The sequence below is a fragment of the Xanthobacter aminoxidans genome, assembly GCF_043193615.1.
GTDB classification, from domain to species: domain Bacteria; phylum Pseudomonadota; class Alphaproteobacteria; order Rhizobiales; family Xanthobacteraceae; genus Xanthobacter; species Xanthobacter aminoxidans.
This window is the reverse complement of the sequence record NZ_JBAFUS010000003.1, coordinates 1-24,492: the sequence shown is the minus strand read 5'-3', so window position 1 is coordinate 24,492 and position 24,492 is coordinate 1. Positions and strand designations below refer to the sequence as shown.

The 24,492-nt window shown below is 65.9% G+C and carries 22 protein-coding genes; 5 read left to right on the top strand and 17 right to left on the bottom strand.

From position 1 onward, the window contains the following. Positions 1-31: 31 nt before the first annotated feature. The 12 genes from V5F74_RS15240 to V5F74_RS15185 form a co-directional block, all read right to left on the bottom strand. Positions 32-1,411, bottom strand: coding sequence for an MmgE/PrpD family protein (locus V5F74_RS15240; protein ID WP_051679051.1), 1,380 nt, complete (start codon positions 1,409-1,411; stop codon positions 32-34). Continuing rightward, positions 1,408-2,559 carry an epoxide hydrolase family protein gene (locus V5F74_RS15235; protein WP_394008978.1) on the bottom strand — a complete coding sequence of 384 codons (1,152 nt, stop codon included), beginning with the start codon at positions 2,557-2,559 and terminating at the stop codon, positions 1,408-1,410. Before V5F74_RS15235 ends, V5F74_RS15240 begins: the two co-directional genes overlap by 4 nt. 14 nt (positions 2,560-2,573) lie before the next feature. Continuing rightward, a complete protein-coding gene (locus tag V5F74_RS15230) occupies positions 2,574-3,653 on the bottom strand; it encodes a glycerol dehydrogenase (protein WP_394008976.1) in 1,080 nt (359 codons plus the stop codon). Between the two features lie 17 nt (positions 3,654-3,670). Then, entirely contained in the window at positions 3,671-4,465 is a 795-nt protein-coding gene (locus V5F74_RS15225; RefSeq protein WP_394008974.1) for an SDR family NAD(P)-dependent oxidoreductase, read from the bottom strand. Between the two features lie 6 nt (positions 4,466-4,471). Continuing rightward, positions 4,472-5,452, bottom strand: a complete 981-nt coding sequence (locus V5F74_RS15220; RefSeq protein WP_394008972.1) for a transketolase family protein — start codon at positions 5,450-5,452, stop codon at positions 4,472-4,474. Beyond that, positions 5,445-6,224 carry a transketolase gene (locus V5F74_RS15215; protein WP_394008970.1) on the bottom strand — a complete coding sequence of 260 codons (780 nt, stop codon included), beginning with the start codon at positions 6,222-6,224 and terminating at the stop codon, positions 5,445-5,447. The genes V5F74_RS15220 and V5F74_RS15215 overlap by 8 nt, the downstream gene beginning before the upstream one ends. Before the next feature lie 123 nt (positions 6,225-6,347). Continuing rightward, a complete protein-coding gene (locus V5F74_RS15210) occupies positions 6,348-7,061 on the bottom strand; it encodes an ABC transporter ATP-binding protein (protein ID WP_394008968.1) in 714 nt (237 codons plus the stop codon). Next, a complete protein-coding gene (locus V5F74_RS15205) occupies positions 7,045-7,788 on the bottom strand; it encodes an ABC transporter ATP-binding protein (RefSeq protein WP_394008966.1) in 744 nt (247 codons plus the stop codon). The genes V5F74_RS15210 and V5F74_RS15205 overlap by 17 nt, the downstream gene beginning before the upstream one ends. Beyond that, complete coding sequence (locus tag V5F74_RS15200; protein ID WP_394008964.1) at positions 7,785-8,828, bottom strand: branched-chain amino acid ABC transporter permease; 1,044 nt, start codon at positions 8,826-8,828, stop codon at positions 7,785-7,787. The genes V5F74_RS15205 and V5F74_RS15200 overlap by 4 nt, the downstream gene beginning before the upstream one ends. Continuing rightward, a complete protein-coding gene (locus V5F74_RS15195) occupies positions 8,828-9,712 on the bottom strand; it encodes a branched-chain amino acid ABC transporter permease (RefSeq protein WP_394008962.1) in 885 nt (294 codons plus the stop codon). The genes V5F74_RS15200 and V5F74_RS15195 overlap by 1 nt, the downstream gene beginning before the upstream one ends. Positions 9,713-9,860: 148 nt before the next feature. Further along, positions 9,861-11,117: an ABC transporter substrate-binding protein gene (locus V5F74_RS15190; RefSeq protein ID WP_394008960.1), complete on the bottom strand. Its 1,257-nt coding sequence runs from the start codon at positions 11,115-11,117 to the stop codon at positions 9,861-9,863. A gap of 121 nt (positions 11,118-11,238) precedes the next feature. Further along, on the bottom strand, positions 11,239-12,810 hold the full coding sequence (locus V5F74_RS15185) for a class I adenylate-forming enzyme family protein (protein ID WP_394008958.1): 1,572 nt from the start codon (positions 12,808-12,810) through the stop codon (positions 11,239-11,241). Positions 12,811-12,819: 9 nt separating this feature from the next. On the opposite strand from V5F74_RS15185, the gene V5F74_RS15180 reads away from it, so the two are divergent. The 5 genes from V5F74_RS15180 (at position 12,820) to V5F74_RS15160 (ending at position 17,570) form a co-directional block, all read left to right on the top strand. Beyond that, positions 12,820-13,965 (top strand): quinone oxidoreductase family protein, encoded by a 1,146-nt coding sequence (locus V5F74_RS15180; protein ID WP_374254381.1) that lies wholly within the window; start codon positions 12,820-12,822, stop codon positions 13,963-13,965. Then, positions 13,962-14,432, top strand: coding sequence for an acyl-CoA thioesterase (locus V5F74_RS15175; RefSeq protein WP_374254379.1), 471 nt, complete (start codon positions 13,962-13,964; stop codon positions 14,430-14,432). Before V5F74_RS15180 ends, V5F74_RS15175 begins: the two co-directional genes overlap by 4 nt. A gap of 74 nt (positions 14,433-14,506) precedes the next feature. After that, positions 14,507-15,676: an acyl-CoA dehydrogenase family protein gene (locus tag V5F74_RS15170; protein ID WP_374254377.1), complete on the top strand. Its 1,170-nt coding sequence runs from the start codon at positions 14,507-14,509 to the stop codon at positions 15,674-15,676. Further along, the gene (locus V5F74_RS15165; protein WP_374254376.1) at positions 15,673-16,767 is read left to right on the top strand and encodes an acyl-CoA dehydrogenase family protein; all 1,095 of its coding nucleotides are present in this window, start codon (positions 15,673-15,675) and stop codon (positions 16,765-16,767) included. The genes V5F74_RS15170 and V5F74_RS15165 overlap by 4 nt, the downstream gene beginning before the upstream one ends. After that, positions 16,764-17,570 carry an enoyl-CoA hydratase/isomerase family protein gene (locus V5F74_RS15160; protein ID WP_374254374.1) on the top strand — a complete coding sequence of 269 codons (807 nt, stop codon included), beginning with the start codon at positions 16,764-16,766 and terminating at the stop codon, positions 17,568-17,570. The genes V5F74_RS15165 and V5F74_RS15160 overlap by 4 nt, the downstream gene beginning before the upstream one ends. 73 nt (positions 17,571-17,643) lie before the next feature. Here V5F74_RS15160 and V5F74_RS15155 read toward each other — a convergent pair whose 3' ends face one another. From V5F74_RS15155 to V5F74_RS15135, 5 genes are all read right to left on the bottom strand, one after another. Next, positions 17,644-19,080 (bottom strand): FadR/GntR family transcriptional regulator, encoded by a 1,437-nt coding sequence (locus V5F74_RS15155; RefSeq protein ID WP_394008954.1) that lies wholly within the window; start codon positions 19,078-19,080, stop codon positions 17,644-17,646. 551 nt (positions 19,081-19,631) lie between these two features. After that, entirely contained in the window at positions 19,632-20,336 is a 705-nt protein-coding gene (locus tag V5F74_RS15150) for an ABC transporter ATP-binding protein (protein WP_374254533.1), read from the bottom strand. Between the two features lie 2 nt (positions 20,337-20,338). Beyond that, a complete protein-coding gene (locus tag V5F74_RS15145) occupies positions 20,339-22,147 on the bottom strand; it encodes a branched-chain amino acid ABC transporter ATP-binding protein/permease (RefSeq protein WP_394008952.1) in 1,809 nt (602 codons plus the stop codon). Next, positions 22,144-23,019, bottom strand: coding sequence for a branched-chain amino acid ABC transporter permease (locus V5F74_RS15140; RefSeq protein WP_394008950.1), 876 nt, complete (start codon positions 23,017-23,019; stop codon positions 22,144-22,146). The genes V5F74_RS15145 and V5F74_RS15140 overlap by 4 nt, the downstream gene beginning before the upstream one ends. A gap of 16 nt (positions 23,020-23,035) precedes the next feature. Beyond that, positions 23,036-24,250 (bottom strand): ABC transporter substrate-binding protein, encoded by a 1,215-nt coding sequence (locus V5F74_RS15135; protein WP_394008948.1) that lies wholly within the window; start codon positions 24,248-24,250, stop codon positions 23,036-23,038. Between the last annotated feature and the right edge of the window lie 242 nt (positions 24,251-24,492).

Sequence of the window (24,492 nt, the reverse complement as noted above, 5' to 3'; positions counted from 1 at the left end):
GACCTGGTCCGGGCGCCAGACCAGTCATGGGTCAGGGCCCGGAGCGCGTCCCGTACCGTATCGGGCCTGAGGCTCGGCAGATCGCGGCGATGAGCTCGTCTCGAGGCAAACGGCCGAGGGGACGATCGCAGAGAGGCGCGTCGAGATCGTCCGGTTCTAGCCCGACATGCGCGCGGAACTTCGCCGCGACGATGTCCTCCCAGCCTGGATCGCCGGCGTCGCCGTCGGCGGTGACCGGGTCGGAGTTGAAGAGTTCGCCGCTATCGGTTTCGATGGAGACATCGGACACGCGCTTCGCCGGATAGAGAGCGTCGTATTCGGCCAGGATGGAGACCTCGATCCTGGCCATGAGTGTCGCCGCGTCAGGATCGGAGAGGCCGTCGATGACGTCCTGTACGTCGAAGCGACCATGCACGAGGGCGTAGGCCACGGGCCATGGCAGGCCGTACTGCGCCTCCTCCGTCACGGTGGGGATGAGGCGCGGCAGATTTGCTGAGTTGGCGAAGGTACGGATGGCAACGCGCGCGATGCGGTGGTGATCGAGCGCGTGCCGGTCGCGCAGGTCGAGTGCCGCCTTGATCGCCGGCTGCGAGAGCCGGATCACGGGGAATGGCTTGACGTAGCCGTCGAGGCATCGCCAGGTCCGGCCGATATCTTCGAAAGGGTCCGCATCGAAGAACTCGGAATCATGCGCGGTGAAGCCCGCCTCGGCGAGTTCTGCCGCCGTCGCGCCAAGGAACGCGCCCCAGCCGATGGCGTCCTTCGTCATCGCCGGCTGCGAGAGCGAGGGCAGAAGCGGCGCATGCGGCGCGTGGAACTCGGCGAAGCCGATCGCGTGCCGGATGATATTGTCCGACAGGCGCCGCAGATGGCAGATGGCGGCGGCGGATGCCATCGGGCCCCAGGCGCCCGCTGCGCGATAAACTGGGCTGCGGGCGTGCAAATCCATCGCCGCGCGCACCGCGAGCTCATAGCCGAAAACGACTGAAGCCAGGAACTCGCTGAGCGTTGCGTCGGCCTCCTCCGCCGCAGCGAGCACCGCGGGAATAATGTTCGCGCCCGGATGGCCCTTGGCGAGGACATGGCCGTCATTGAGGCTCAGCGCATCCGAGAGCATGCCGTTGGCCAGCGCCGCGCCTGACACCGTCGAGCGCGCGCCCGAGGCGAGGATGGTCGCGCCACCCGATCTGAAATTGCGCTCCACATGTGCCGCGGTGATCGCTGCCGAAGCCACGCCTGCACCCGGCAGAGAGGCGGCGACGAGATCCCGAACGAGCCAGACGGCACGGCGCTGGACCGCAGGTGGCAGGTCCGCCCAGACGAGGCGCGGGATAGGCTTGGGCATTGTGTCCATCGCTCCGTTGGGCATGGCGCCGGCAGACAGGATCACTCCGGCCTTGCCCCCATTCATGATTGCAGGGCCTCGGCGAAGGAGCGGATCTCGTGCGCCAGCAGTTCGGGTTGCTCGAGCGCCGCGAAATGCCCACCCCGGGGCATTGAGTTCCACTGACGGATGTCGGCGAACATCGCGCTGGCGAGCGTGCGGGGCGGCCGTACCATCTCGTGGGGAAATTGCGCATAGCCCATGGGTACGGCGATGCGGGTACCGCGCGGTATCGGCCAGTCCCGGTGCATGCGCGCGTAGTAAGGATGGAAGGAGGAGCCGATCGCGCCGGTGAACCAGTAGAAGGCAATGTTCGCCAACAGTCTGTCGCGCGGGATGGCGTTCTCGATCGTCCCGTGGCAATCCGACCAGGAGCGGAATTTTTCGACCTGCCAGGCGGCGAGGCCGGCCGGAGAATCCGTCATGGCGAAGGCGAGGGTCTGCGGCTTCGTGCCCTGGATCCACTGATAGCCGGTCTCTTCCCGCAGCCAGACGCGCAGCCGGTCAAAATGGGCAATTTCCTCCGGCGAAGCGTCTGGGGATGGGCCGCCATCGCGTGGCAGCGGCAGCAGGTTGAGGTGCAGGCCGACGATCCGGTCGGGATGGGCGTGGGCCATTCGGGCAGCGACGAAGGCGCCCCAGTCCCCGCCTTGGACCAGGAAGCGCTCGTGACCGAAGGCGCCCATGAGATCGACGAGCCTGTGGGCCATTTCCTCGACGCCGAAACGCGCCTGACCGGGTTCGAAGGAAAGGCCGTAGCCCGGCAGCGAGGGGGCAACGACCGTGAAGGAGAGCCGTGGGTCGAGCCCAAAGCGCTCCGGATCGGTCAGGCGCGGGATCAGCTCCAGGAATTCGAAGACCGATCCCGGCCAGCCATGGCAGAGCAGCAGTGGAACGGGATCGGGGCCACGCCCCTCGACACGCAGGCAATGCAGATCGACGTCCGGGAGACGCAGCCGGAATTGCGGGAAGCCGTTCAGCAGGCTTTCCTGCGCGCGCCAGTCGAATTGGTCCCGCCAATAGGCAAGAAGGTCGGCCAGATAATCGTTGTCGGTTCCAAGCTCCCACGCGGCGCAGGGGGGGCGATCCGGCAGCCGCGTGCGGGCAAGCCGCTCGCGCAGATCGGCGATGGCCACGTCCGGGACGTGATAGGTGAAGGGGCGGGGTTCCGTCATGGCGCCGACGCGGCTCAGCCCGCCGCCAGCCGCTCGATCCGCCGCATGGCGGCAGCGATCCCGGCTTGGTCGAGCTCGATGGCCAAATTGGGAATGTGCGGGGCGGTCATGGTGCGGTGCGCGATCTCGTCGATCTCCTCGTTCGTGACGTTCTTCATGCCGAGATCGGCCAGCCGCACCGGCAGGCCGATCTCGCGATTGAAGCCCATGAGATCGAGGACCTCAGCATCGGGGCGGTTTTCCGCGGCGAGTTGCACGAGGGTGCCGTAGGCGACCTGCTCTCCGTGGGGAGCCTTCATGGCGTCGCGCGCCTTGACCAGGCCGCGCGTCATCGAATGGGCGAGCGACAGCCCGCCGTTCTCGAAACCGAGCCCGCTCATCAGGATGCAGGCCTCCACGGTCGCCTCGACATCGTCGGTCACCTCCCGGCGCTCGACCGCGGCGAGCGCTGCGGCCGCATGGGCACGCAGGGTTCGATAGCCAGCATCCGCGATCACCATGCCGGTCCGCAGCGGACGGGTGCCGAAGGGCGTCTTGCCCCGCCCCGCCCAGCAGCCGTCCGCCTCGAACTTCTTGGTCAGCGCGTCGCCGATGCCCCAGCGCAGGAATTTCGCGGGCGCGTTGGCAATCAGTCGGGTGTCGACCAGGACCGTGTGCGGGTTGCCGATCATGCGATCGGTCGCGATCATTGTATGGCTGTCGTCGTAGACGGCATAGGTCGCGCTGGTCGGCGCGTCGTTGGAGGCGATGGTCGGCACGGTCACGGTCGGCACGCCAAGGCGCTCGCCGACGCCCTTGCCGACGTCCAGCCCCTTGCCACCGCCGGCGGCGATGACGAGGGCGGGCGAGACGGGACGCGCGCGCTCCGTCAAAGCCTCGATCCGGGCATAGGTGATCTCGCCGGAGAAGGGCAGGACGAGGGCCGCGACACCCGCCTCCCTCAGGCTACACTCGATCGGCGCGCCGACCAGATCCCTTACGCCGTCGTCGACGATCACGCAGGCGCTTGCGCCGATTGTCTTGGCGATCCGGCCGATGTCCGCGAGCACGCCCGGTCCCTGGATATAGCGCCCCGGCGATCCGAATATCCTCATGATGTGCGTTCCGTGGTTCAGCCGATGGCGCCGGTCAGCTCGCCTGTATAGGCGTCGCTCGGGGCACCCCAGGCGCAGTAGCCGCCGTCGACAGGGATGATGACGGTGGTGATGAAGCGGGCGCGATCGGAGCAGAGGAAGATCATCGCCTCGGCGATGTCTTCGGGCCGCCCGAGCTTGCCCATCGGCGTGCGCCGCCGGACGCGATCGGAGTCGATCTTGCCCTCGCGGATCAGCTCCTCCGTCATCGGCGTCAGGATGTAGCCCGGCGCAATCGCATTGACGCGGACGTTGTGGGGGCCCCATTCGCAGCCGAGCACGCGCGTCAGCATGCTGATGCCGGCCTTCGCGGCACTGTAGGCCGTGCGCACCGGCAGGCCGAGCACGCCGGCGATCGACGACAGGTTGACGATTGAGCCGCTGCCCTGCGCGATCATGTGCGGCGCGACCTTCTTGGAAACCAGGTAGGTCCCGGTGAGATGGATGTCGATCAGCCGCTGCCAGTGCTCCAGTGGCTGGTCGACCGTCGGCACGAAGCTGTCGGGCACGCCGGCGTTGTTGATGAGGATGTCGATCCGGCCATAGCGATCAAGAGTCGCCCGGACCATGGCGTCGACATCGGCTTCCCGCGAGACATCGCCGCCGATGGAGGCGTGTTCCCCTCCCAGCGCGGACGCGGCGTGGCAAGCAACCTCCTCGCGGAGGTCGTTGATCATGATGCGCGCGCCCTCTCGCGCGAAGGCCTGCGCTGTCGCGAGACCGAGCCCCGAGCCGGCACCGGTGATCAGAGCGACCTTGTTCTCGAGTTGCATCGGCACCTACCTCCCCTCGACAATCGCCTGGACCAAGCGCGGCAGGTCGATGCCGTATTTGTGCTCAAGCCAGGCTTGAGCACCGCATTCGAAGAAGCTGTCAGCAAGCGCGACCTTGACCATTGGTTTCATCAGGCCGGCCTCGTAGAGCGCCTCCACCACCAGCGTGCAGAGACCGCCCGAGATCTTGTGGTTCTCGGTGACGACCAGCCTGTCAAAGCGCTTGGCGAAAGCGATGACACCGTCCTTGTCGAAGGGCTTGAGGGTGGAGACATGGAGGACGGCGGCACTCACGCCGTGTTCGGCCGCGACCTTGGCCGCGTCGCGCGCCCGGGCCGACATGAAGCCCGTCCCGATCACGCCGACACTCTGGCCCTCGTGGATCACCTGCGCCTTGCCGGGAATGAAGCGATAATCCGCGCCGAGTTCCACCGGCACCTTGCCGCGCAGGTTGCGGACATACACGGTGCCGGGAATGTCGGCGACGGCCCGGACGACCTGCTTGAGTTCGGTCGCGTCGCACGGGTCGATCACGGTCAGGTCCGCGATGCCCCGCATCATCGAGATGTCCTCGGTCGCCTGATGGGTGGCGCCGTAGCCGTTCATGAAGCCAGGCATGCCGGCGAAGATCTTGACCTCCGCCAGGGCGTGCGCACAAGCGATGGCCACGAAGTCATAGGCGCGCCGCGTGATGAAGGCCGAATAGCTGGTGCAGTATGAGATCTTGCCCGCCTTCGCGAGGCCGGCTGCGGTCATGATCAGGGACTGCTCGGCGACGCCGACGTTGAAGAAGCGCTCGGGATGCGCGTCGCGGAACGGCAGGATGTCGCTGTAGCGTCCCATGTCGGCGGTCAATCCGACGATTTCGGTGCGTTCCTTCCCGAGCTGCGCGAGCTCCGTGCCGAAGGGGGCGAGCTCGAAGGGCTTCGCACCGGTGTCGACGATCTCGCCCATGCCGAGCGTGCGCCCGGAAACTTGCTCAGCCATGATAGTGAGCCTCCATCTCGGCGGTGAGGTCATCCCATTCGTCGTTGCCGACGCGGACGAAATGCGCCCGCTCGCGCTTCTCCAGTGTCGGAATGCCCTTGCCCGGAACGGTCCGCATGACGATCGCCTTGGGAGCGCCGTCCGGCTCTCGGGAGGCGGCGAGCGCCTCCGTCAATGCGGCCAGATCGTTGCCGTCAACCTCGCGCGTGTCCCAGCCGAAGCTGCGCCATTTCTCCGCGACCGGCTCGATCGCGACGTGGACCGCGCCGTCGGCCTGGATGCCGTTGCAGTCGATGAGCGCGACGAGATTGTCGAGCTTGAAGGTCGTCGCCGACATGGCCGCCTCCCACGTCGAACCTTCCTGGAGCTCGCCGTCCGAGAGTTCGCTGAAGACGCGGGCGCCGTTGCGGTCCAGCCGGGCCGCCAGAGCCATGCCGACCGATTGCCCCAGTCCCTGCCCCAGCGAGCCGCCGCAAACCTCGATGCCCGGCACGTTCTCGAAGGTGCTCATCGGCAGGCGCGAGCCGTTCAAGCCGTAGGTCGGCAGTTCCTCGACCTGCAACATGCCCGCCTCGGCGAGGCAGGCGTAGAAGGCGATCGAGTAGTGACCCGTGGAGAGCACGAACCGGTCGCGACCCGGCCAGTGAGGATCGGCGGGGTCGTAGCGAAGCTCGTGGAAATACATCGCCGAGAGAAAGTCGGCGATCGCCAGGCCCTGGGCGATGTAGCCCTCGCCTTTGCCGCTCGCCATCCGCATCATCAGGCGGCGCATATTGTGGGCCCGCTCCGCCAAGGCCTTCAGGTCGGGCTCCGTCGGAGGATGGTTTGTGTGCGTCATGGCAGGAGGGTCCGCGATCGTGACGGTGAAGGAGGAGGTGCTGATGGCCGTGCCATCTCAGATGCCCAGATAGGTCGAGCGCAGATGCTCGTTCTCGAGCAGTTCGCGACCCGTGCCGGAGAGCATGACCTTGCCGCGCTCCAGCACGTAGCCGCGGTCCGCCATCGACAGCACTTGAAAGACGTTCTGCTCGATGATGAGGATCGAGATGTCGAGCTTCCGGACCTCGCCGATCGCCTCGAACAGCCGGTCCACCATCAAGGGCGCGAGGCCAAGCGAGGGTTCGTCGAGCGCCAGCACCTTCGGTCGGGCCATCAGCGCGCGCCCGACGGCCAGCATCTGCTGCTGGCCGCCCGACAGCGTCGAGGCCAGCTTGTGCCGGCGTTCCGCCAGGATGGGGAAAAGCTGGTAGACCTCCTCCATCGTCGTCTTCATGCATGGGTAGGCGCGGTCATTATGGGCGCCGACCATCAGGTTCTCCTCGATGGTCATGCCCGTGAAAAGCTGCTTGCCCTCCGGGGACTGGACGAAGCCGGCGGCCGTGATCCTGTGCGCCGGCAGCTTGTCGATGCGCTCGCCATAAAGCGTAACCGTTCCCGCCGTCGCGCGGACGAGGCCGGATACCGTGCGCAGCAGCGTCGTCTTGCCGACGCCGTTGGCCCCGATCAGGGCGACGATCTCGCCGGGCATCAGCGCGAGCGACACGCCGTCCAGAACCTGGACGTCGCCATAGCCCGAGCGGAGTTCATCGAGTTCAAGCGCGGGCTGCATATCCCTCACCGAAATAGGCTTTGAGGACCTCGGGCTGACGGACGACGTCCTTGGGCTTCCCGTTGGCGATGAGCCGGCCCGACTCCATCACGATGACGCGTTCCGAGAGCGCCATGATTACTTTCATCACGTGCTCGACGATCAGGATCGTCACGCCCCGGTCGCGAATCCGGCGGACCAGCTCGACCATCTCCTGCGCTTCCGAGGGGGTGGCGCCTGCCACGACCTCGTCCATGAGCAGCAGCTTCGGTTCGGTTGAGAGGGCTCGGCCGAGTTCAAGCTTACGCCGATCGAAGGCCGTCAGGTGCTGAACCTCCGTCGCAGCCTGGTGCCCCATCCCGAGAAAGTCCGCGATCTCCAGCGCTTTTGCCCGGATCTCGTCGATCTCGCTTCTGCGGACGAAACCGCCGACCATCAAGTTCTCGGCGACGGTCAGGTCGCTGAAGGGCTTCGAGAGCTGAAAGGTGCGCGCGATGCCGATCCGGCAGATGTCCCAGGGCTTGCGCCCGGCAATGTCGCGCCCCTCGAACAGGATGCGGCCCTGATCGGTGCGGAAATAGCCGGCGATCATGTTGAAGGCGGTCGTCTTCCCGGCACCGTTGGGGCCGAGCAGCGCCAGGATCTCGCCCTGGCCCAGGTCGAAAGAAAGATCATGGACGGCCTGCAATCCGCCGAAGCGCTTGGAGATGCCGCGCACCTGGAGCAGGGGCGTGCCGTCGCCACTCATGCCGACCTCCCGTTCTTCGACAGGCGCGACAGGATGCTTCTGAGAGGGTCGATCAGCCCCTTCGGCAAGTAGAGTACGGCCAGGATCAGGATGATTCCGTAGATCACGATGTGCAGGCCGGGCAGCACGCCACCGAGATGACCGCGCGTGATCTCCGCGATCGGCGTGAGCAGTACCGCGCCAAGCAGCGGGCCGAAGACCGTGCCTTGGCCGCCGATAATGCTCATCAGTGCCAAGTCTATGGAGAATTCGACCCCGATCAGACGATCCGCGTTCACGTAGCGAAAGAACTGGGCGTAGAAGCCGCCGCCCACTCCGGTCATGAACGCGCTGATGGCCAACGCGACGAGCTGATAGCGCGCCGGGCTGATGCCGAGCGCTTCCGCCGCGTCGCGATCACCGCGGATCGCCTTGAGATAGAAGCCGAGCTTGGACCGTTCCAGCCGCCAGGTGGCGAGCAGGGCCAACACCAACATGACAAGGATGACATAGTAATAGGGCGTCTTGCCGTTGAACTGGAAGGCCATCCAGCTTTCTCCGACGAGCGGCACCGTGATGCCGGCCGCGCCGTTGAGCGGAATGCCGAGAAAGGTGTCGGTATTCTCGACCCAGATCCGGATCATTTCGGCGAAGGCGATCGTGGTGAGGGCGAAGTACGGCCCCTTCAGCCGGAAGGTGGGGTAGCCCACAACGACCGACTGCATGGCCGCGAGGACGCCTCCCGCCAGCATCCCGAGCCAGGGCGAAATGCCCAGGCGGGAGAAGATCAGCACCGTGGCATAGCCGCCAACGCCGGCGAACATCGCATGGCCGATCGAAAGCTGCCCGACATAGCCGCAGACGAAGTTCCAGGACGTCGCCATGTAGGCGAAGAGGAGAACGACGATGCAGGAATGGACGAAGTACGGATCGGGCATTGCGATCGGCAGAGCAAGCGCGACCACCCCTGCCGCGACCACGAGCAGAGTTGCCATGCGGCCATATCCCGACTTCGTCGCCAGCTGTGGGGCGGCCATTTTTTTATTCGTCCTGAGCGCCATCACAATTTCCCCATGAGGCCACCGGGACGCACCAGCAGGATCAGGATGAAGAGACCAAGCGAGAGAATCGCGGCCGAGGTCGCGGGCACGAACTGAGAGGCGATGGCCTCGAACACGCCGATGACGAGACCGCCCAGGATCGAACCCGGTATCGAGCCGATGCCACCGAGCACCACGACGATGAAGGAGCGGATGCCGAAGGACAGGCCGACATTGGGCGTGATCGGGATGAAGGTCGCGAGCAGCGAGCCGAAGAGCCCGAGCAGTGCCGTGCCGACGCCGAAAGTCACCGCATAGATCATCGGCACGTCGATGCCGGAGAGCGCGGCGGCGTCACGGTTCTGTGCCGTCGCCCGGATGGCGCGGCCCATGCGGGTCTGGCGCAGCCAGACCACCAATCCGATCGCGGCCAGGATGGCGGCTGAAAAACCGATGAAACGCTGCATGTTGACCGGAATCGGCCCCAGCATGATCGGCGGCATGTCCAGGCTGGTCGAGGCCGAGCGGACATCGGGCCCGAATGCCATCAGGGCGAGGTTATCGATAACGAGATAGACGCCGGCGGTTAGCAGCAGCGCCGACAGCGGCTCGACGACCAGCGCGCTCTCGCGCCAAATCAGCGGCGCGATGATGACGCGCTGGATGAAATAGCCCATGCAGAAGAGCAGTGGCACGGTGAATATCACGCTGGCATAGGGGTCGATGCACGCCAGTGCTTGCAGCCAGTAGGCAGTATAGAGGCCGACCATCAGCAGCGATCCGTGCGCGAAGTTGACCACGCGCAGGACGCCGAAGATCAGGCTCAGGCCGAGAGCGACGCCTCCGTAGATGCCGCCAATCAGCAAACCGTTGACCACGGCGAAGCCAAGAATGAGTGGATCCATGAAATCGTCGGTTGCCTCTCGCTTTCCCGACAGCGCAGGAAAGCTGTCCTGCTCCAGCAGGAGGTTGAGGATGACGACGGAGCGCAGTTGCGCTGCCGTCGTCGCGTGACGCGGCTGACCGGGTGGGGGCCTGGATCGGCTGCTCCGCTCAGGATCGCGCCCCGAAGGCAGGCACCGGCCAGATCGGCTTGATGTCCTTCGCCCTGCTCTCCGCCGGCCATACGGTGCGGCGCTGGCCATCGAGATTCTGTGAGATGGCGCCGTGCGCGAAGGTGTTCTGGCCGTGCTCGTCGAACTTGATGCGTTGGTAGCCGACATAGAGGGCTGGGCCCGAGGTGATGTCGGTCTTGGCAAGTGCGTCGCGCAGCTTGTCGCGATCGCTCGACGCGGCACGCTCCAGCGCATCCTTCAGCACGTACATCGTCGCGAAGCCCTGCGCGCCATAGGCGCTCATGTTGTATCCGAGCAATTCGCGGAATTTCTTCTCGAGATCGTCGTATTCAGGGTAGCGCACGCCCTGCAGGGCGTCGACCTGCCGGTCCTCCTGCACGAAATAATAGGCGACGGCCCTGGGTGAGATTGCCTTATAGAAGGCTGGATCTTCGGTGCCGCCGCCGACCGAATGGACGCCGTAGGGCAGATCCAGTCGCTGCTCCATCATCTGGCGCGAGAGCAGCAGCTGGTCCGGGGTGTAGAACGCGACGATGAGGGCGTCGGGCTTGGCGGCGCGAATCTTGAGGAGCTGGGAGGAAAAATCGACCTGGTTTGGCGGGGCGGCCTCGTCGAGCACCACGTCGTAGCCCCGCTCCTTGGCGAGCTTTCGGACATTGGCGGCGTGCGAGCGGCCCCAATCGGAGCCTTCGTAGAACATCGCGAGCGTCTTCGGCCCCTTGCCCGTCTCCTTCTTGAAGAAATCCATGGCGTCGAGCTGCTCGCGGGCGTCGTAGATTGCCTTGTTGTTGAGGCGGAACACGTATTCGAAGCCGCGCTCGGTGATCTCATCCTTGACTGCGCCCATGGTGAGCCAGGGCGTCTTGTAGCGCTGCGCCACTTCGCTGGCCGGGAAAGTGACGGCGCTGTTGAAGGCACCAGCCACGGCGGCGACGTTCTCGCGCTGAATCAGCCGCTCGGTTTCCGAGACGCCGATATCGGGTTTCGACTGGGAATCGCCGAAGACCAGCCTGATCCGGGCTCCACCGAGCGATTTGATGCCGCCTGCGGCATTGATCTGGTCCGTGGCGATCTGGGCCCCGACGCGCGTCTGCTGGCCGACCGAGGCCGAAACGCCCGTCAGAGGCAGAATCCAGCCGATCACGACCTCAGCCGGCTGCGCGAAAGCCTTCGAACCGAGCGCCATCGTCGCTGCTATGCCGAGCACGCCGCGCCGCGAGATCGAATGTGTCATCGTCTCCTCCCTGAGGTGAGCGTTTCCCGAGGGCTCTGTCGGCCCTTTGAGTGCTTCAGGTTCACCTGCTTCATCATGAGCGGCAAGGGGGACGCTGGCCCGCTGCGAAGACCATTCGGGCCTATGGGGCCGTCGCGGCGAGACGCTGGCGCAACTCCTTCTTCAAGACCTTGCCCATCGGGTTCTTCGGCAGTTCATCAATGACGAGCCAGCGGCGCGGCCGGGCATAGTCGGCGAGGCTGCGCGCGCAGAAGGCCGACAGGTCCTCGACATCGAGCGTCGCGCCCTCGCGTGCGACTACACAGGCCGCGACATCCTCCCCAAGCGCGGGATGCGGTATCGCCACCACCGCCGCTTCGCGGATGGCTGGATGGCGGTAGAGCACCTCTTCGACCGCGACGGAGGCGACCTTGAGTCCCCCGCGATTGATCACGTCCTTGCTACGGTCGGTGAAGAAGAGGAAGCCGTCTTCGTCGAGATGGCCGACGTCCCCGGTGCGGATGCCACCGGCGACGAAAGCTTCGGTGCTGGCTCCGGGCAGGCGAAAATAGCCCCGGGCCACGCCGGGTCCCTTGATCAGGATCTCGCCGGTCGTCCCGGCCGCCACGGGATTCGCCTGATCATCGACGACCTGGATCTCGCAATAGGGCATCGCCTCGCCGATCGAGCCGAGCTTGCGCCAGAGGTCGGCGGGTCTCAGGCGGGTTCCGGCCGGACCACTTTCCGTCATGCCGTAGATCTGAACCTGCTCGGTGTGCGGCCATTGCTGATCGATCCGGCGGATCACGTCGGGCGGCATAGCCGAGCCGCCATACCCGATCCGCCTCAGCCGCGAGACGTCGCTCGGCTGCTGCGCATACTCCTCCATCAGGAAATGCACGACGGAGGGAACGCCGTGATAGAATGTCGTGCCCTCGCTCGCGATCAGCCTGAGGCGGCCGCCATTGTCGAGTGGTTCCTCGAAGACCAGGCAGGCGCCGTAAACCCAGCACGACATTGCTCCCAGATTGAGCGCCGAGCTGGTGAAGAAGGGCCAGCCTCCCTGATAGAGATCATCGGCACGAAGCTCCAGCGCCGCGCCGCAGCTAAGGCCGGCGCCGATCATCGTGCGCTGGCTGTGCATCACCGCCTTGGAGCGCGCGGTGGTACCGGAGGTGAACAACAGGCAGCCGAGGTCATCGGGATCTGCGTCCTCCGGCGGAGCGGGCGGCCACGCGCCGGTGGTTGGCTCGGGCCAGAGCTGCGCCTGCTCCGGAGCACCCGCCAGATCGCCGCAGACCAGCAGCCGCGCGGCGGGATAAAGGCCCGAAATTCTGTGTGCGCTGCGGGCCGTCGTGACGATCGCGGCAGGCTCGACGAGTTCCAGGGCGTGCGTCAGCTCTTCATCGGCGGAGCGCGTGTTCAGCGGAACGACGGCGGCTCCCAGCCGGAGCGCGCCCAGAGCCGTGAGCATGCACTCGCGACCGGCCTCGTTGCCGAGGAACACACCGATCCGGTCGTTCCGGCCGAGGCCGAACGCGTGCAGGCCGCTCGCCACCGCCTCCATGCGCGCCACGAGCTGCGCATAGGTCAGCCGGTCGCGGTAGCCGGTGATCGAGCGCGCGGAAAGTGACAGCGCATTCGGCCTCGCTTTCGCCCGCTCGCCGAGCAGCCGGGGGATCGTAAGGGCAAGGGCGGTGGATAGATCTGGCATGGGAGAACCGTGGCGTCGTTGCCATCGAGCTTGCCGTTTCGACCGGGCGCGTCAAAAGGCGGCTGGTCTCGCGCGCGGACCAATCACCCGATTGCCGAAGCGCTTCCGTGCGGCGAGCTTCGCGTCATCAGCAAATCCGCCGCGGGAGCGACCGAATTGAAAGCCACGGAAATCCGCATCGAGGCCTATGGCGATCCACGACAGCTCGCGCCGGCAGCGGTGAGCCTGCCTAATCCGCAGAGGGGGCAAGTGCTCGTGCGCCAGACGGCTATCGGCGTGAACTTCATCGACTGCTACCATCGGCGCGGCGTGTTTCCGCTGCCAGCCCTGCCCGGAGCCATCGGCGTGGAGGCGGTGGGCGTCGTCGTGGCAACGGGACCGGAGGTCGCGGGCATTTCCGTGGGAGACCGCGTCGGCTATGCCGGCCCCCCCATCGGCTCCTATGCCAGCGCGCGCCTCCTCCCGGCCCGCAGCCTCGCGCGGCTGCCCGACGATATCGACGATCGCACCGCCGCGGCGCTGATGCTCAAGGGCATGACCGCGCACATGATCTTCACGCGTGTCCGCCCGCTGCGGTCCGGCGATAGCGTCCTCGTTCATGCCGCGGCAGGCGGGCTCGGCATCCTTCTCGCCCAGTGGGCCAGAGCTAAAGGCGCACGGGTCATCGGCACGGTCAGCACCGAAGCCAAGGCAGAGATCGCGCGCGCGGCCGGCTGCGATGAGGTGATTTTCTACAAGCGACAGGACTTCGTCGAGGAGACCCGCCGCCTGACCGGCGGCCAGGGCGTCGACATCGTTTGCGAGGGGATCGGCGGCGCGACGCTCGAGCGTTCGCTCGACTGCCTGAAGCCGTTCGGCACTGCCATCAATCTGGGGCAGATCGGCGAGCCGCTCTCCGCCGTGAACCTGGCCAGCCTCGGCCCACAGAGGTCGCTTTCTGTTGCCGTTCCGGGCGTCTTCGCGCATCTGCGCACGCTTGCCGACTTGCAGGCGGGGGTCGACGAGATGCTCGCACTGGTAAGAAGCGGAGTGCTCACCCCGCGGATCGGCCTTGAGCTGCCGCTCAACGATGCGAATGAAGCGCACCGCGCGCTCGAGGCCGGCGAAACGACGGGCGCCATCGTATTGGTACCGGCAGCGGAGTTCGGTGCATGAAGCAGACCCTGCAGGAAGAGCCCATGCTCGCCAGCCGCCGCTTCTTCAGGCACTGGCAAGGCACGACCGTCCGCCACTGCGATCTCGATCCGAACGACCACGTCACCAATTCGGTGTTCGGCGCCTGGTTCGACGACGGTCGCTACGGTCTGTTGAAGCAGTACCTTCGGCCGATCGTCGCTCAATCGGACGTCTTCGCGCTCGTGTCCGTCACCATCGACTTCTCGCGAGAGATCGCCTTCGGCGAGTTGCCGGAGGTTGGAACTGCGATCCTCGAGGTCGGCCGCAGTTCGATCATCATGGGGCAAGGGCTCTTCATCGCTGGAGCCTGCGCGGCAAGTTGCCGTTCCGTGACGGTGATGATGGACGGCGTGAGTCGCAGGCCACGCCCGCTGAACGAGGCAGAACGGGACATTCTGATGTCGTTTGCCGGCCTGCGCGAGAACGCGGCGGCCGATTGGTCTTGAGGGAAGCCGGGGGAGAACTTGCCGCACGCCTGTCATCCTGACGAAAACAGGCGGGCCAGCAACGGATCAAGACTTTGGATGCTTTCCTGACACCTGAAGAACGCAGCTTCCGCCGCGAGATCCGCGACGCCGTCGCTGCCATGCTTCCGCCCGAACTCGCGCAAAAGACCCGCGAGGGCATCCATCATTCGCGGCAGGACATGTCGCAGTGGAATGCGTTGCTCGACGCGCGCGGATGGGGTGCCCACCATTGGCCTCAAGACTATGGCGGGCCGGGCTGGACACCCGTGCAGCGCTTCATCTTCGAGGCGGAATGCGCCGCCGCCGACGCGCCGCCGACCAGCGTCTTCGGAGTCTATCTGGTCGGCCCGACCATCTACAGTTTCGGCTCCGAGGAGCAGAAGCGGCGCTATCTGCCCGGTATCCGCTCGGGCGCCGAGTTCTGGTGCCAGGGCTATTCCGAACCTGAGGCGGGATCCGATCTCGCGGCCGTGCGCACGACCGCGCGGAAGGTCGAGGGCGGCTGGCGCATTGCGGGTCAGAAGGCCTGGACGACGGAGGCGCATTTCGCCGACCTGATGATTTGCCTCGCCCGCACCAACACGGCGGTGAAGTCGCAGGCGGGTCTTTCTCTCTTCGTGCTCGACATGCAGGCGCCGGGCGTAACGATCACCCCCGTTATCACGATCGACGGCGCGCACAGCGTGAACTCGGTATTTCTCGACGATGTGTTCGTGCCCGACGAGGCGCTGATCGGAGAGGTCGACAAGGGTTGGACTTACGCCAAGTTCCTGTTGAACCACGAACGCACCAACAACGCGCAGGTGCATCGGTCTCGGCGGGAATTCGAACGGCTGAAGGCCGCTGCCGCGCTCTGCATCGGCGAGAGCGGCCGGCCGACGCTCGACGAGCCGGGCCTGCGCCGCCGCTTCGCGATCGTCGAGCAGAAGCTTGGGGGGCTTGAGGTCACGGTGCTGCGCGTCCTCATCGATCAGACCCAGGGGCGGGAACCCGGTCCCGAGGCCTCGATCGTCAAGATCATCGGCTCGCAGCTCCAGCAGGCGATCACCGAACTCGCCATGGATGTGTTCGGCGCGGCCGCGGTCGTCGCCCCCGAGGCCGGCGGCGGAGAAACGGCCGGATGGACGGAGCGCCACCTCTTCCGACGGGTCGTGACGATCTATGCCGGCGCGAACGAGATCCAGAAAACGATCGTCGCGCGTTCAACACTGGGGCTGCGATGATGCGCCGATCTGCCGAACAGCTCGACGACGACCGCATGCTGCGCGAGAGCGCACGGAATTTCCTCGAGGCCCGTTGCGCCTGGATGCCGGAACCGCGAAGCGCCGCGATGTTCGCCGACTGGCATCGCGAGATCGCCGAGCTCGGCTGGTTCGCCGCAGGGCTACCGGAAGAGCTCGGTGGTCTCGGGGCGGACTCGTTCCAGGGGCTGTCGCTGATCGAGGAGGCCGGACGCGTGCTGCTGCCGCTCCCCCTCGCGACCGACATCCTGATCATGCCCTGGCTGATGCGGAGGCTGCCGAAAGCGCTGGCGTCGCTGGCTGAACCGCTGGCGGCGGGCCGCGCAAGGTTCGGGATCGTCCGCGAAGACGTTCGCTCTGGTGGATTGCGCCATATGGGCGGGAAACTGTCGGGGCGGGGACATCTCTCGCTCGATGCTGCCGCTGCGACGCACTGGGTCGTCCTGGCCGGGATGAGGTCCGTTGGAGACGCGGCCTTGCTTTGTGTCGAGGCCGCCGGAGCGGGGTTCGAACCGGTCAGGCTCCTCGACGGGCGCAGCGGCGCTCTGCCGCGTTTCTCGGGCTCCGAAGCCGCCGTTGTGTTGGCGACTGGCGACGAGGCGATCGAACTGGCCGCGGAGATCGAGGACCGGGCCGTCGCGGCCCTTCTGGCTGATGCCTACGGCGCGCTCGCGGCCGGGCTGGCTCTCACCGTCGACTATCTCAACCAGCGCAAGCAGTTCGGCCAGAGCCTAGGCTCGTTCCAGGCCGTGCAGCATCTCATGGCCGATGCCTTCTGCGATCTGGAGACCCTGCGCTCGCTCGCGCTGTGGACGGCGACGGCCCTGACGGGCGAGCCGACCGAGCGCACCCGCGCGGCAGCGTCCGCGAAGATCGCACTCGGACGCGAGGGGCTCGCGGCCGCCTCGCGGCTCATCCAGGTCTCCGGTGGGATCGCTATGACCGAGGACTACAGGATCGGCCACATCTACAAGCGCCTGCAGGTTTCAGCCGCCCTGCATGGCGGCACCGAAAGTCACATCGACAAGCTGGCGGCGCTTTCGCTGCCGCCGACAGGGAGGAACGAGGGATGAAACGTCCGCCGATCGAGGAGCGTTACGAAAATCTTGTGATCACACGCGAAGGGCGCCTGCTTACGATCACGATGAACCGGCCGGACGCCCTGAACGCCGCAGACGAGCTTCTGCACGAGGAACTCGCCGACGTCTTCTACGACGTGGCGAATGACGAGGGATCGGACGTTGTCGTCCTCACCGGCGCTGGGCGTGCCTTCTCGGCCGGCGGCGACATCGACTGGATGCAGTCGGCGATCGACCGGCCCCACACCTTTGAGAAGACCATCCGCGAAGCCAAGCGCATCGTCTTCTCCATGCTCGATCTCGAAAAGCCGCTGATCGCGAAGGTGAACGGGCACGCCACGGGGCTGGGCTCGACGCTCGCGCTTGTCTGCGACGTGATCTTCGCCGCCGAGAATGCGAAGATCGGTGATCCGCACGTCTCGATTGGGCTCGTCGCAGGCGACGGCGGCGCGGCCATCTGGCCGCAGCTTATTGGCTATGCGCGCGCCAAGGAATATCTGCTGAGCGGCGACCTGATGCCGGCGACGAAGGCCGCGGAAATCGGACTTATCAACCACGCCGTACCGGCCGAGGAACTCGACGCGGCGGTTGCATCCTATGTGGGCAAGCTGCTCGGCGGCGCGACCAAGGCGATCCGCTGGAGCAAGGTTGCAACCAATCTGGAGCTGAAGCGCATCTTCCACGCAATCATGGACACCAGCGTCGCCTATGAGGCCATGTCCAACCTGACGTCGGACCACCAGGAGGCGGTCAACGCCTTCAGGGCCAAGCGCAAGCCGAACTTCACCGGCGGCTGAACCCTAGCGTCACCGAACCGGGGCCGACGAGGCACGTTGGAAGTCCGCCCAGCGTCGGCTCCGTGGTCGGAAGTCAGCCGATTTCCTCATACCGGTTGCTGAAAGCGCCGACATGCTCTGACATGGCGCGCGCAGCCGCGGCGACATCGCCCGCGGTGATCGCGGTGACGATTTTTGTGTGATGGTTGAGCAACATGGCATCGCAGGCGGGGCCGAAATCCGCGACGCCCAGCGAGATGTCGAAATAGGCCATCATCAGGTCGCGCAAGATCTCCGTGACGTAGAGATGTACGGCCGATCCAGCCGCGCGTGTGATCGTGAGATGGAGGCGCATATCAAGGTCGATTCGCCGCCTGGGGGTCAGATGCGAGCGGCCCATCTCAGAGAGTATCCGTCGCATATCTTCCAGATCGGCCTCGGTGGCGCGCGCCGCCGCCCGGGAGGCCGCCCAGACTTCGAGGTAGCCGCGAAGCCGCGCCATGGTCCGCAAGTGGTCGAGATCGGCTGCCGCATAGGTTGCGAGCTCGGACTTCATGTCCATCACCCGTGAGCCCGTGCGTTCGTCTGAAGCGACAACACCTTCTTCCCTTAGCGCGGCGAGAGCCTTTCGGATCGATGTGCGGCTTACGCCGAAGAGCTGGGCGAGCCGCCGCTCGCTGATGAGATGGCCTCCCTCGCTGGCTCGGCCCGTCGCGATCATGCCGACGATCTCGCGCGCGATGCGGCGCTTCAGTTCCTCATGGCCGGCTACTGCGAAGCCGCGCAGGATCGTATCCTGGTGCGTGGGGTGGTCGGCATCGACGACGGAGCCGTGACCGACGCCTGCGATCGCGGCGGACAGGGCCGCTTTCGCAACCTCCATATCGGCATGGCAAATGCCGGCCGAGAGCGCGTGCCGGCGCGACAGCACGAAATCGCTCAAGCCGCCCCGTGCCATCCGGTGCGAATGGTCGAACAGGCAGTGCATGCCGCGGCGGAGCTGTTCCGTGACGAGGCGGTAGACCGGATTGCCGGTTGCGTTCGCGATGAGGACGCGCAGTTGCGTTTCCTGCTCGGCCACGTCTTGCGCATGGGCGGGGGGCGGAAGCGCCATAATGGCGGCCGACACCTCGTTAAGGGTTTCCGGTCCTGATCGCGTCAGCAGACGCTCGATGAGGCAGCGGTCGAGAAACCCGATAAGACCGCGCAGGTCCTCGAGGTTCTCTGCGTTCGCCTTGATCAGCGCGTCAAGCTTGGCGTTCTGGTTCATCGGCACCACTCGCGTGCCGGACCCCTGGACGGCTTCGATGTAACCTTCGGACTTGAGCCGGGCGAGGGCTGTCCGGACGCAGACCCTGCTTGCCGGAACGGCCATTGCGATCCGGCGCTCGGCCGGCAACCTCGCGCCGGGGGGCAGGTTGCCGGACGCGATCATCCCCAGCACGGCGACGGCGAGACGGTCCGACAGGGCAGGATTGGTCTGCATGTGAAGATCGATGGCTGACAGCTTGCCGAAGTCGTCGATCATCATCGGACAAGCCGTATCCCCCCGCAGGAGGGACAATCCGATTTCCAGTCCACCGGCCATGCAGCGTTCCTCCGGTCTCGCCTCTATTTCCGGACGTTGACCTTGTTGGGGAGTGTACCGCCTTCGGCTGCGCGTTCAATGGAAGATGCGGGATGAAGTTGCGGCCTTGCAAACTTGCGAGGATTGAACCGGCCTGCAAGACATCAATCGGACGTCTGGCGGCTTTTCGCCTGGCGCCCGAAGCGGCTCCCGCCGGCACCGGGGCGTGGTCTCAGTCCGCTCCCGAAACACGCCTCACGTGCCGCAAGAAGAACGGGCCGCCCTTGGGGGGCGTTTTTCTTGCTTTGGCGGCACGGCGTCCTGAATGGAGACTGTGAATCACATCCGCAGCGAAATTAATAGGTCCTGAGTCTAGAATCCTAGACGCCTTCTTCCCTGAATGTGAGGCAAGGAGGCCCCGATGATGGCCGCGGCCATGCGTTCGTTGACGCCGTGCGCAGGGAGAGGAAGACGTCCATTCCCGGCGGCCTGAAATTGAAGCTGGGCCGCTGAATTCATATGCCAAGATAGGCATGGCGAACGTGATCGCTCTCTCGCAACTCGTCCGCTGTCCCTGACAATACGATTGCGCCGTTCTCGATAACATAAGCGCGCGAAACCAGGCCCAGGGCGACGGGCACGTCCTGCTCCACCAGAAGCAAGGTCAGTCCAGATCGAACAAGACCCCGCAGGACCTCGTAGAGTTCACGAACGACCATCGGCGCCAACCCCAGGGAGGGTTCGTCCAGCATCACCAGTCGCGGCTTCGACATGAGGGCGCGGCCGATGGCGACCATCTGCTGCTGTCCACCCGAGAGTGTTCCGGCCGGGGCATCGCGCTTTGTCACCAGCATGGGAAAGATCTGCCAGATCTCTTCCAGCGCGGCCTCCCGCGCTGCCTTGCCGGGCAGGGGGGTGCCTCCGACCAACAGGTTCTCGCGGACCGTGAGGGAGGGAAAGATGTGACGGGCTTCCGGGACCTGCACGAGGCCCGCATGGGGAATGCGGTGCGCGGGCATCGCGACAAGATCCCGGCCATCAAACGATATCGCCCCCGCCGTGGGTGCGATCAGGCCGGAAATCGTGCGCAGGAGGGTTGATTTGCCGGCGCCGTTCGGGCCGAGGATCGCGACCGCCTCGCCGGCAGCGACCTCAAGGGAGACGTCGCTGAGCACCTGGAGCGTTCCATAGCCGGAGCGAACACCTTCGACGGAGAGCAGCGTCATCGTGCCTTGACCTTATCGAGCGGGGGAGAAGCCGGCTCCTCGGCCGGACTGCCAAGGTAGGCTTCCACGACGCGGGGATTGCGGGCCACGTCGCTCGGCACCCCTTCGGCTATGAGCTCTCCCGCATCCAGCACGATGATCCGGTCCGACAGGGCCATCACCGCGCGGATGTGATGTTCGATGAAAATGACCGTCACGCCCAAGTCCCGGATGCTGCGGATCAACTCGATGGCGTCGTTGATCTCGCGCGGGGTCAGCCCGGCCATGATCTCGTCGAGGAGGATGAGGCGGGGGGAGGTGGCGAGCGCGCGCGCGATCTCGAGGCGACGCTGTACCGCGAGCGTAACATCCGCGCTTGCCATGTCGCGATACTGGTCGAGGCGCGTCAGCGACAGGACGGAGCCCGCGATGGCCGCTGCATCCGCCTCCGACCGTCCGACCAAGGCCGCCGCATAGACCGTTTCGGCAACGGTCAGCGTGGGAAAGGCGCGGGTGATCTGGAACGTGCGCCCGATGCCGGCGCGGCAGATCTCGTGTGGTGGCAGGCCGGCGATTTCCCGCCCGTCGAAGGTGATGCTGCCATTCGTGGGCTTGAGGGACCCGGCGAGCAGCGAGAACAGGGTTGTCTTGCCCGCGCCGTTCGGTCCGATGATGCCCAGGATCTCACCCGACCGCACTTCGATGGACACGTCCCGCACCGCAAAGACGCCACCGAAATTCTTCGACACGCTGCTTGCCGTCAGGATCACGCGGCCGTCGGCGGTCTTGGTGCGGTTCGCGTCCGGAGCGGAACCCGCCGGAGGTGCGAGGTCTGGTACCGAGAGCGCGCCACGCGTCAGGCCGAAGCGTCTGAGGCCGGAGACGAGGCCGCCGGGGAAGCTCAGAATGGCGAGCATCAGCGCGACACCATAGATGAGATGATGCGCGCTCGATCCCCCTGCACTTGCAAGAGCCGTCCGCAGATACTCGCCCGCCGGCACCAGCACCAGCGGGCCAAGCACTGGCCCGAGCAAGCTGCCTGCGCCGCCGACAACAGCGAAGAGAAGAAGATAGATGGTGATCTCGACGCCAAAGACCGATTGGGGATCGATGAACCCAGTGTGCTGGGCACTGAAGGTGCCGGCCATCGCCGCGAAGAAGGCGCTGACCGCGAACGTGAACAGCTTGACCGCCATCGTGTTGATGCCGATGGCGCCGGCGGCGGCTTCGCTGTCATGGATGGCACGCCAGTAGAAGCCGAGCCGACCCGAATAGAGGATCTGGATGGTGGCCAGGGCGAAGGTCGTCAGGGCGCCGGCAAGGAGGAGATAGCTCACCGGGCTGTTGAAGCGCATGTCCCACACGGACTGCCCCACCGCCGGGGGAAACAGGCCGTTGGTCCCCCCAAGCGCCGGGATGCCGCTGACGGCGAAGAGCAGGACGTAGGACGACGCCAGCGTCAAGAGCGAGAAGACGAGGGGGCTGAGCCCGCGGCGGAATGGCAGATACCCCACGATCATCGAAAACCCGGCCGCGAGCAGGCCCCCGACCAGCATGCCAAGCCAGGGGCTCACGCCATGGGCGGTTGCGAGATACACGGCGGTGTAGGCGCCCAGCCCGAAGAAGGCCGAATGTCCGAACGAGACTTGGCCGAGCAGGCCGCCGACCATGTTCCAGGATGCCGCCAGCAGGATCCAGCCGAGCAGGCCGACCATGATGCCGATCCAGTAGCCGTCCAGGAACAGCGCGGCCGCGGCGATGGCGAGCCACATGGCGACGAGGGCCGCCGCGGTCTGGCTGCGGGTGAAGCGGGAGAGACTGTTCATGCTTCGCTCCCGCGTCCGAACAGGCCACGGGGACGGGCCAGGAGAGCAAGGCCGAACACCAGGTAGATGATGCCGGGCGCCGCGGGATTGTTGAAGAGCGCGCTGGTCACGGCTTCGACGATGCCGATCAGGAGGCCGCCGACGAACGCCCCCCGCAAGTCGCCGAGGCCGCCGAGCACCACGACCATCAGCGACAGCAGGCTGTACTGGATGCCGGCCGTCGGCGTGAGCTGTGAGAAGGCCATGAGGCAGCCTGCCGGCACGGCGAGAAGCGCCGTGCACCCGACGAACACCATCATCTGGACCGAGCGGACAGGAATGCCGCAGAGAATGGCCATCGTTGGGTCCTGAGCCACCGCCCTCAGGCGGCGGCCGAATTCCGTGCTGAGGATGAACCAGGTGAGCGCGGCACAAACGACGATCGAGATGAGGAACCCGATCAGCTCCGGCGTCCCGATCACCACACCCGCAACCCGGAACGCCGCGCCGTCAAGCGACGTGCGCACATTCAGAAGGTCTGCGCCGAACACCAGAAGCGCGGTGCTCTGGATGGCAAAGGACAGTCCGAGCGTCACCTGCGCCTGCATCAGGGGACCGGCGCCGAGCACCCGCCGGATCAGCACGAAATAAACGGCGATGCCAATCAGGGCGAGAATGGGGGCCACGAGGACGATGGCGGCGTACGGGTTGATCCCGAACGCCTGGTTGAGGACGACGATGCCGTACATGCCGGCCATCAGGAGGTCGCCGTGGGCGAAATTCAGCACTCGCATCACGCCGAAGACGAGCGCCAGCGACATTGCGACGAGTGCATAGATGCCGCCGAGCAGCAGGCCGGAAACGACGGCCTGGAGGAGGGTTGCGAAAGACATGCGCTGGCTTGCTCGTTCAGGGCAACATGACGGGCTTGCCGACGGCAATGCTCGGAGGGAAGACGGTGACCTTGCGCTTGCCGTCGACCCAGGCCGCCACGAGATCCTCGGCGCCGAGGTTCCGGCCGTTCGCCGGATCGAAGCGGATGGAGCGGAAGGACGTCACTGTTTGGTCGCCGGGAATGTCGAGCTTGCGGAAAGCGTCGCGCATCGAGGTAGTGGTCAGGTCCGGGGAGGCCTTGAGAGCGGATTCGAGCGCGGCCTTCAGCGTGAAGATGGCGGCGTAGCAGGTGCCGGCATAGCTCGACGGCTCGGCACCGAACTTCTTCAAATAGGCCTCGCGGAATGCGGCGGCGCGCTTGATGTCGGGATTGAAGTAGTCGACGTTCGCGACGTGAAGCTGCTCGATGATGGCGGGGTCAACGAGTTCCGGGAGGCGCGGGTCGCCCATGCCGCCGCCGATGCCGAGCACGTAGGGTTTGAAGTCGAGCTGGCGGGCCGCCTTCATCCCGGCCACCACATCCTCGGTATAGCCGATCCAGACGACGAGCTCGGGCGTGCTGTCCTGAACCTTGCGCATCACAGGCAGCAGGTTGCGGTCGGCACGGTTGTAGGTGGTCTCGCTGACGACCTTCACGCCATTGGCATCCATGAGCTTGCGAAGGCGCTCGCCGGTGCCAGCGCCGCGGGGGCTGTCCTCATAGAGCAGGGCGATCCGGCGATCGGCGAGAGGCTTTGTGCCGGTGGCGGTCTTCATGTAGGCGAACGCGGTGGCTGCCTCGTCGTCGCTGCTCATCTGGTGGGAGAAATACCATTTGTAGCCGCGGGCCAGGATGTCGGCCGAGACCGCCGAACCGTTGAGCAGGGGAACCTGCGCGGATTCTGCATACTGCGCGGCGCCCGAGGTGCCGGCACTGATGTCGCAGGCGAGCACGACCGGTGCCCGCCCCTCGCGCGTCAGCCGCTCCATTTCACGCCGCGCGATCTCGGGCCGGCCCTGCGTGTCCACGATTTCGAGCTGGAGAGGCCGGCCGCCGATGCCGCCTGCCGCATTGATGGTTTCCTGGGCAACCTCCGCGGCCTTCTTGGAATCCTGTCCCAGCACCGCGATCGATCCGGTGAGCGGCGTCATCATCGGCACGCGGATGGCTTCCTGAGCCTGCGTTTCGTGGATGAGGAGCGTCGACGCCGCAAGAGCGAGGCCTGCATAGAGGCAATGGCGCAATCTCATCGTCTTCCCCTGGTTCTGTTTGGCGTTGGTGTCAGTGTTCACGGGAGATGCGCCCTGGGACAAGCCGATGGGGGGCATCAACACCAGCGTGCGATTTTCCCTTGCGGGGGCGGTGGAGCAGGGACGAGGCGGCCGACCGCGCGCCTGAGGTGTTCCAGTCCCCGGAGAGAGCGGGCTGACCTCCCGCTCCTTCGGCGCCTGCCGAGCGCCGGACGGAACAAGCCTCTCGCCCGGCGATCTCG

Bases quoted from the DNA above. Each gene is read 5' to 3' on its own strand.
- V5F74_RS15240 (WP_051679051.1), bottom strand. From the start codon at position 1,411: ATGAATGGGGGCAAGGCCGGAGTGATCCTGTCTGCCGGCGCCATGCCC.
- V5F74_RS15235 (WP_394008978.1), bottom strand. From the start codon at position 2,559: ATGACGGAACCCCGCCCCTTCACCTATCACGTCCCGGACGTGGCCATC.
- V5F74_RS15230 (WP_394008976.1), bottom strand. From the start codon at position 3,653: ATGAGGATATTCGGATCGCCGGGGCGCTATATCCAGGGACCGGGCGTG.
- V5F74_RS15225 (WP_394008974.1), bottom strand. From the start codon at position 4,465: ATGCAACTCGAGAACAAGGTCGCTCTGATCACCGGTGCCGGCTCGGGG.
- V5F74_RS15220 (WP_394008972.1), bottom strand. From the start codon at position 5,452: ATGGCTGAGCAAGTTTCCGGGCGCACGCTCGGCATGGGCGAGATCGTC.
- V5F74_RS15215 (WP_394008970.1), bottom strand. From the start codon at position 6,224: ATGCGCCGCCTGATGATGCGGATGGCGAGCGGCAAAGGCGAGGGCTAC.
- V5F74_RS15210 (WP_394008968.1), bottom strand. From the start codon at position 7,061: ATGCAGCCCGCGCTTGAACTCGATGAACTCCGCTCGGGCTATGGCGAC.
- V5F74_RS15205 (WP_394008966.1), bottom strand. From the start codon at position 7,788: ATGAGTGGCGACGGCACGCCCCTGCTCCAGGTGCGCGGCATCTCCAAG.
- V5F74_RS15200 (WP_394008964.1), bottom strand. From the start codon at position 8,828: ATGGCGCTCAGGACGAATAAAAAAATGGCCGCCCCACAGCTGGCGACG.
- V5F74_RS15195 (WP_394008962.1), bottom strand. From the start codon at position 9,712: ATGGATCCACTCATTCTTGGCTTCGCCGTGGTCAACGGTTTGCTGATT.
- V5F74_RS15190 (WP_394008960.1), bottom strand. From the start codon at position 11,117: ATGACACATTCGATCTCGCGGCGCGGCGTGCTCGGCATAGCAGCGACG.
- V5F74_RS15185 (WP_394008958.1), bottom strand. From the start codon at position 12,810: ATGCCAGATCTATCCACCGCCCTTGCCCTTACGATCCCCCGGCTGCTC.
- V5F74_RS15175 (WP_374254379.1), top strand. From the start codon at position 13,962: ATGAAGCAGACCCTGCAGGAAGAGCCCATGCTCGCCAGCCGCCGCTTC.
- V5F74_RS15165 (WP_374254376.1), top strand. From the start codon at position 15,673: ATGATGCGCCGATCTGCCGAACAGCTCGACGACGACCGCATGCTGCGC.
- V5F74_RS15160 (WP_374254374.1), top strand. From the start codon at position 16,764: ATGAAACGTCCGCCGATCGAGGAGCGTTACGAAAATCTTGTGATCACA.
- V5F74_RS15155 (WP_394008954.1), bottom strand. From the start codon at position 19,080: ATGATGATCGACGACTTCGGCAAGCTGTCAGCCATCGATCTTCACATG.
- V5F74_RS15145 (WP_394008952.1), bottom strand. From the start codon at position 22,147: ATGAACAGTCTCTCCCGCTTCACCCGCAGCCAGACCGCGGCGGCCCTC.
- V5F74_RS15140 (WP_394008950.1), bottom strand. From the start codon at position 23,019: ATGTCTTTCGCAACCCTCCTCCAGGCCGTCGTTTCCGGCCTGCTGCTC.
- V5F74_RS15135 (WP_394008948.1), bottom strand. From the start codon at position 24,250: ATGAGATTGCGCCATTGCCTCTATGCAGGCCTCGCTCTTGCGGCGTCG.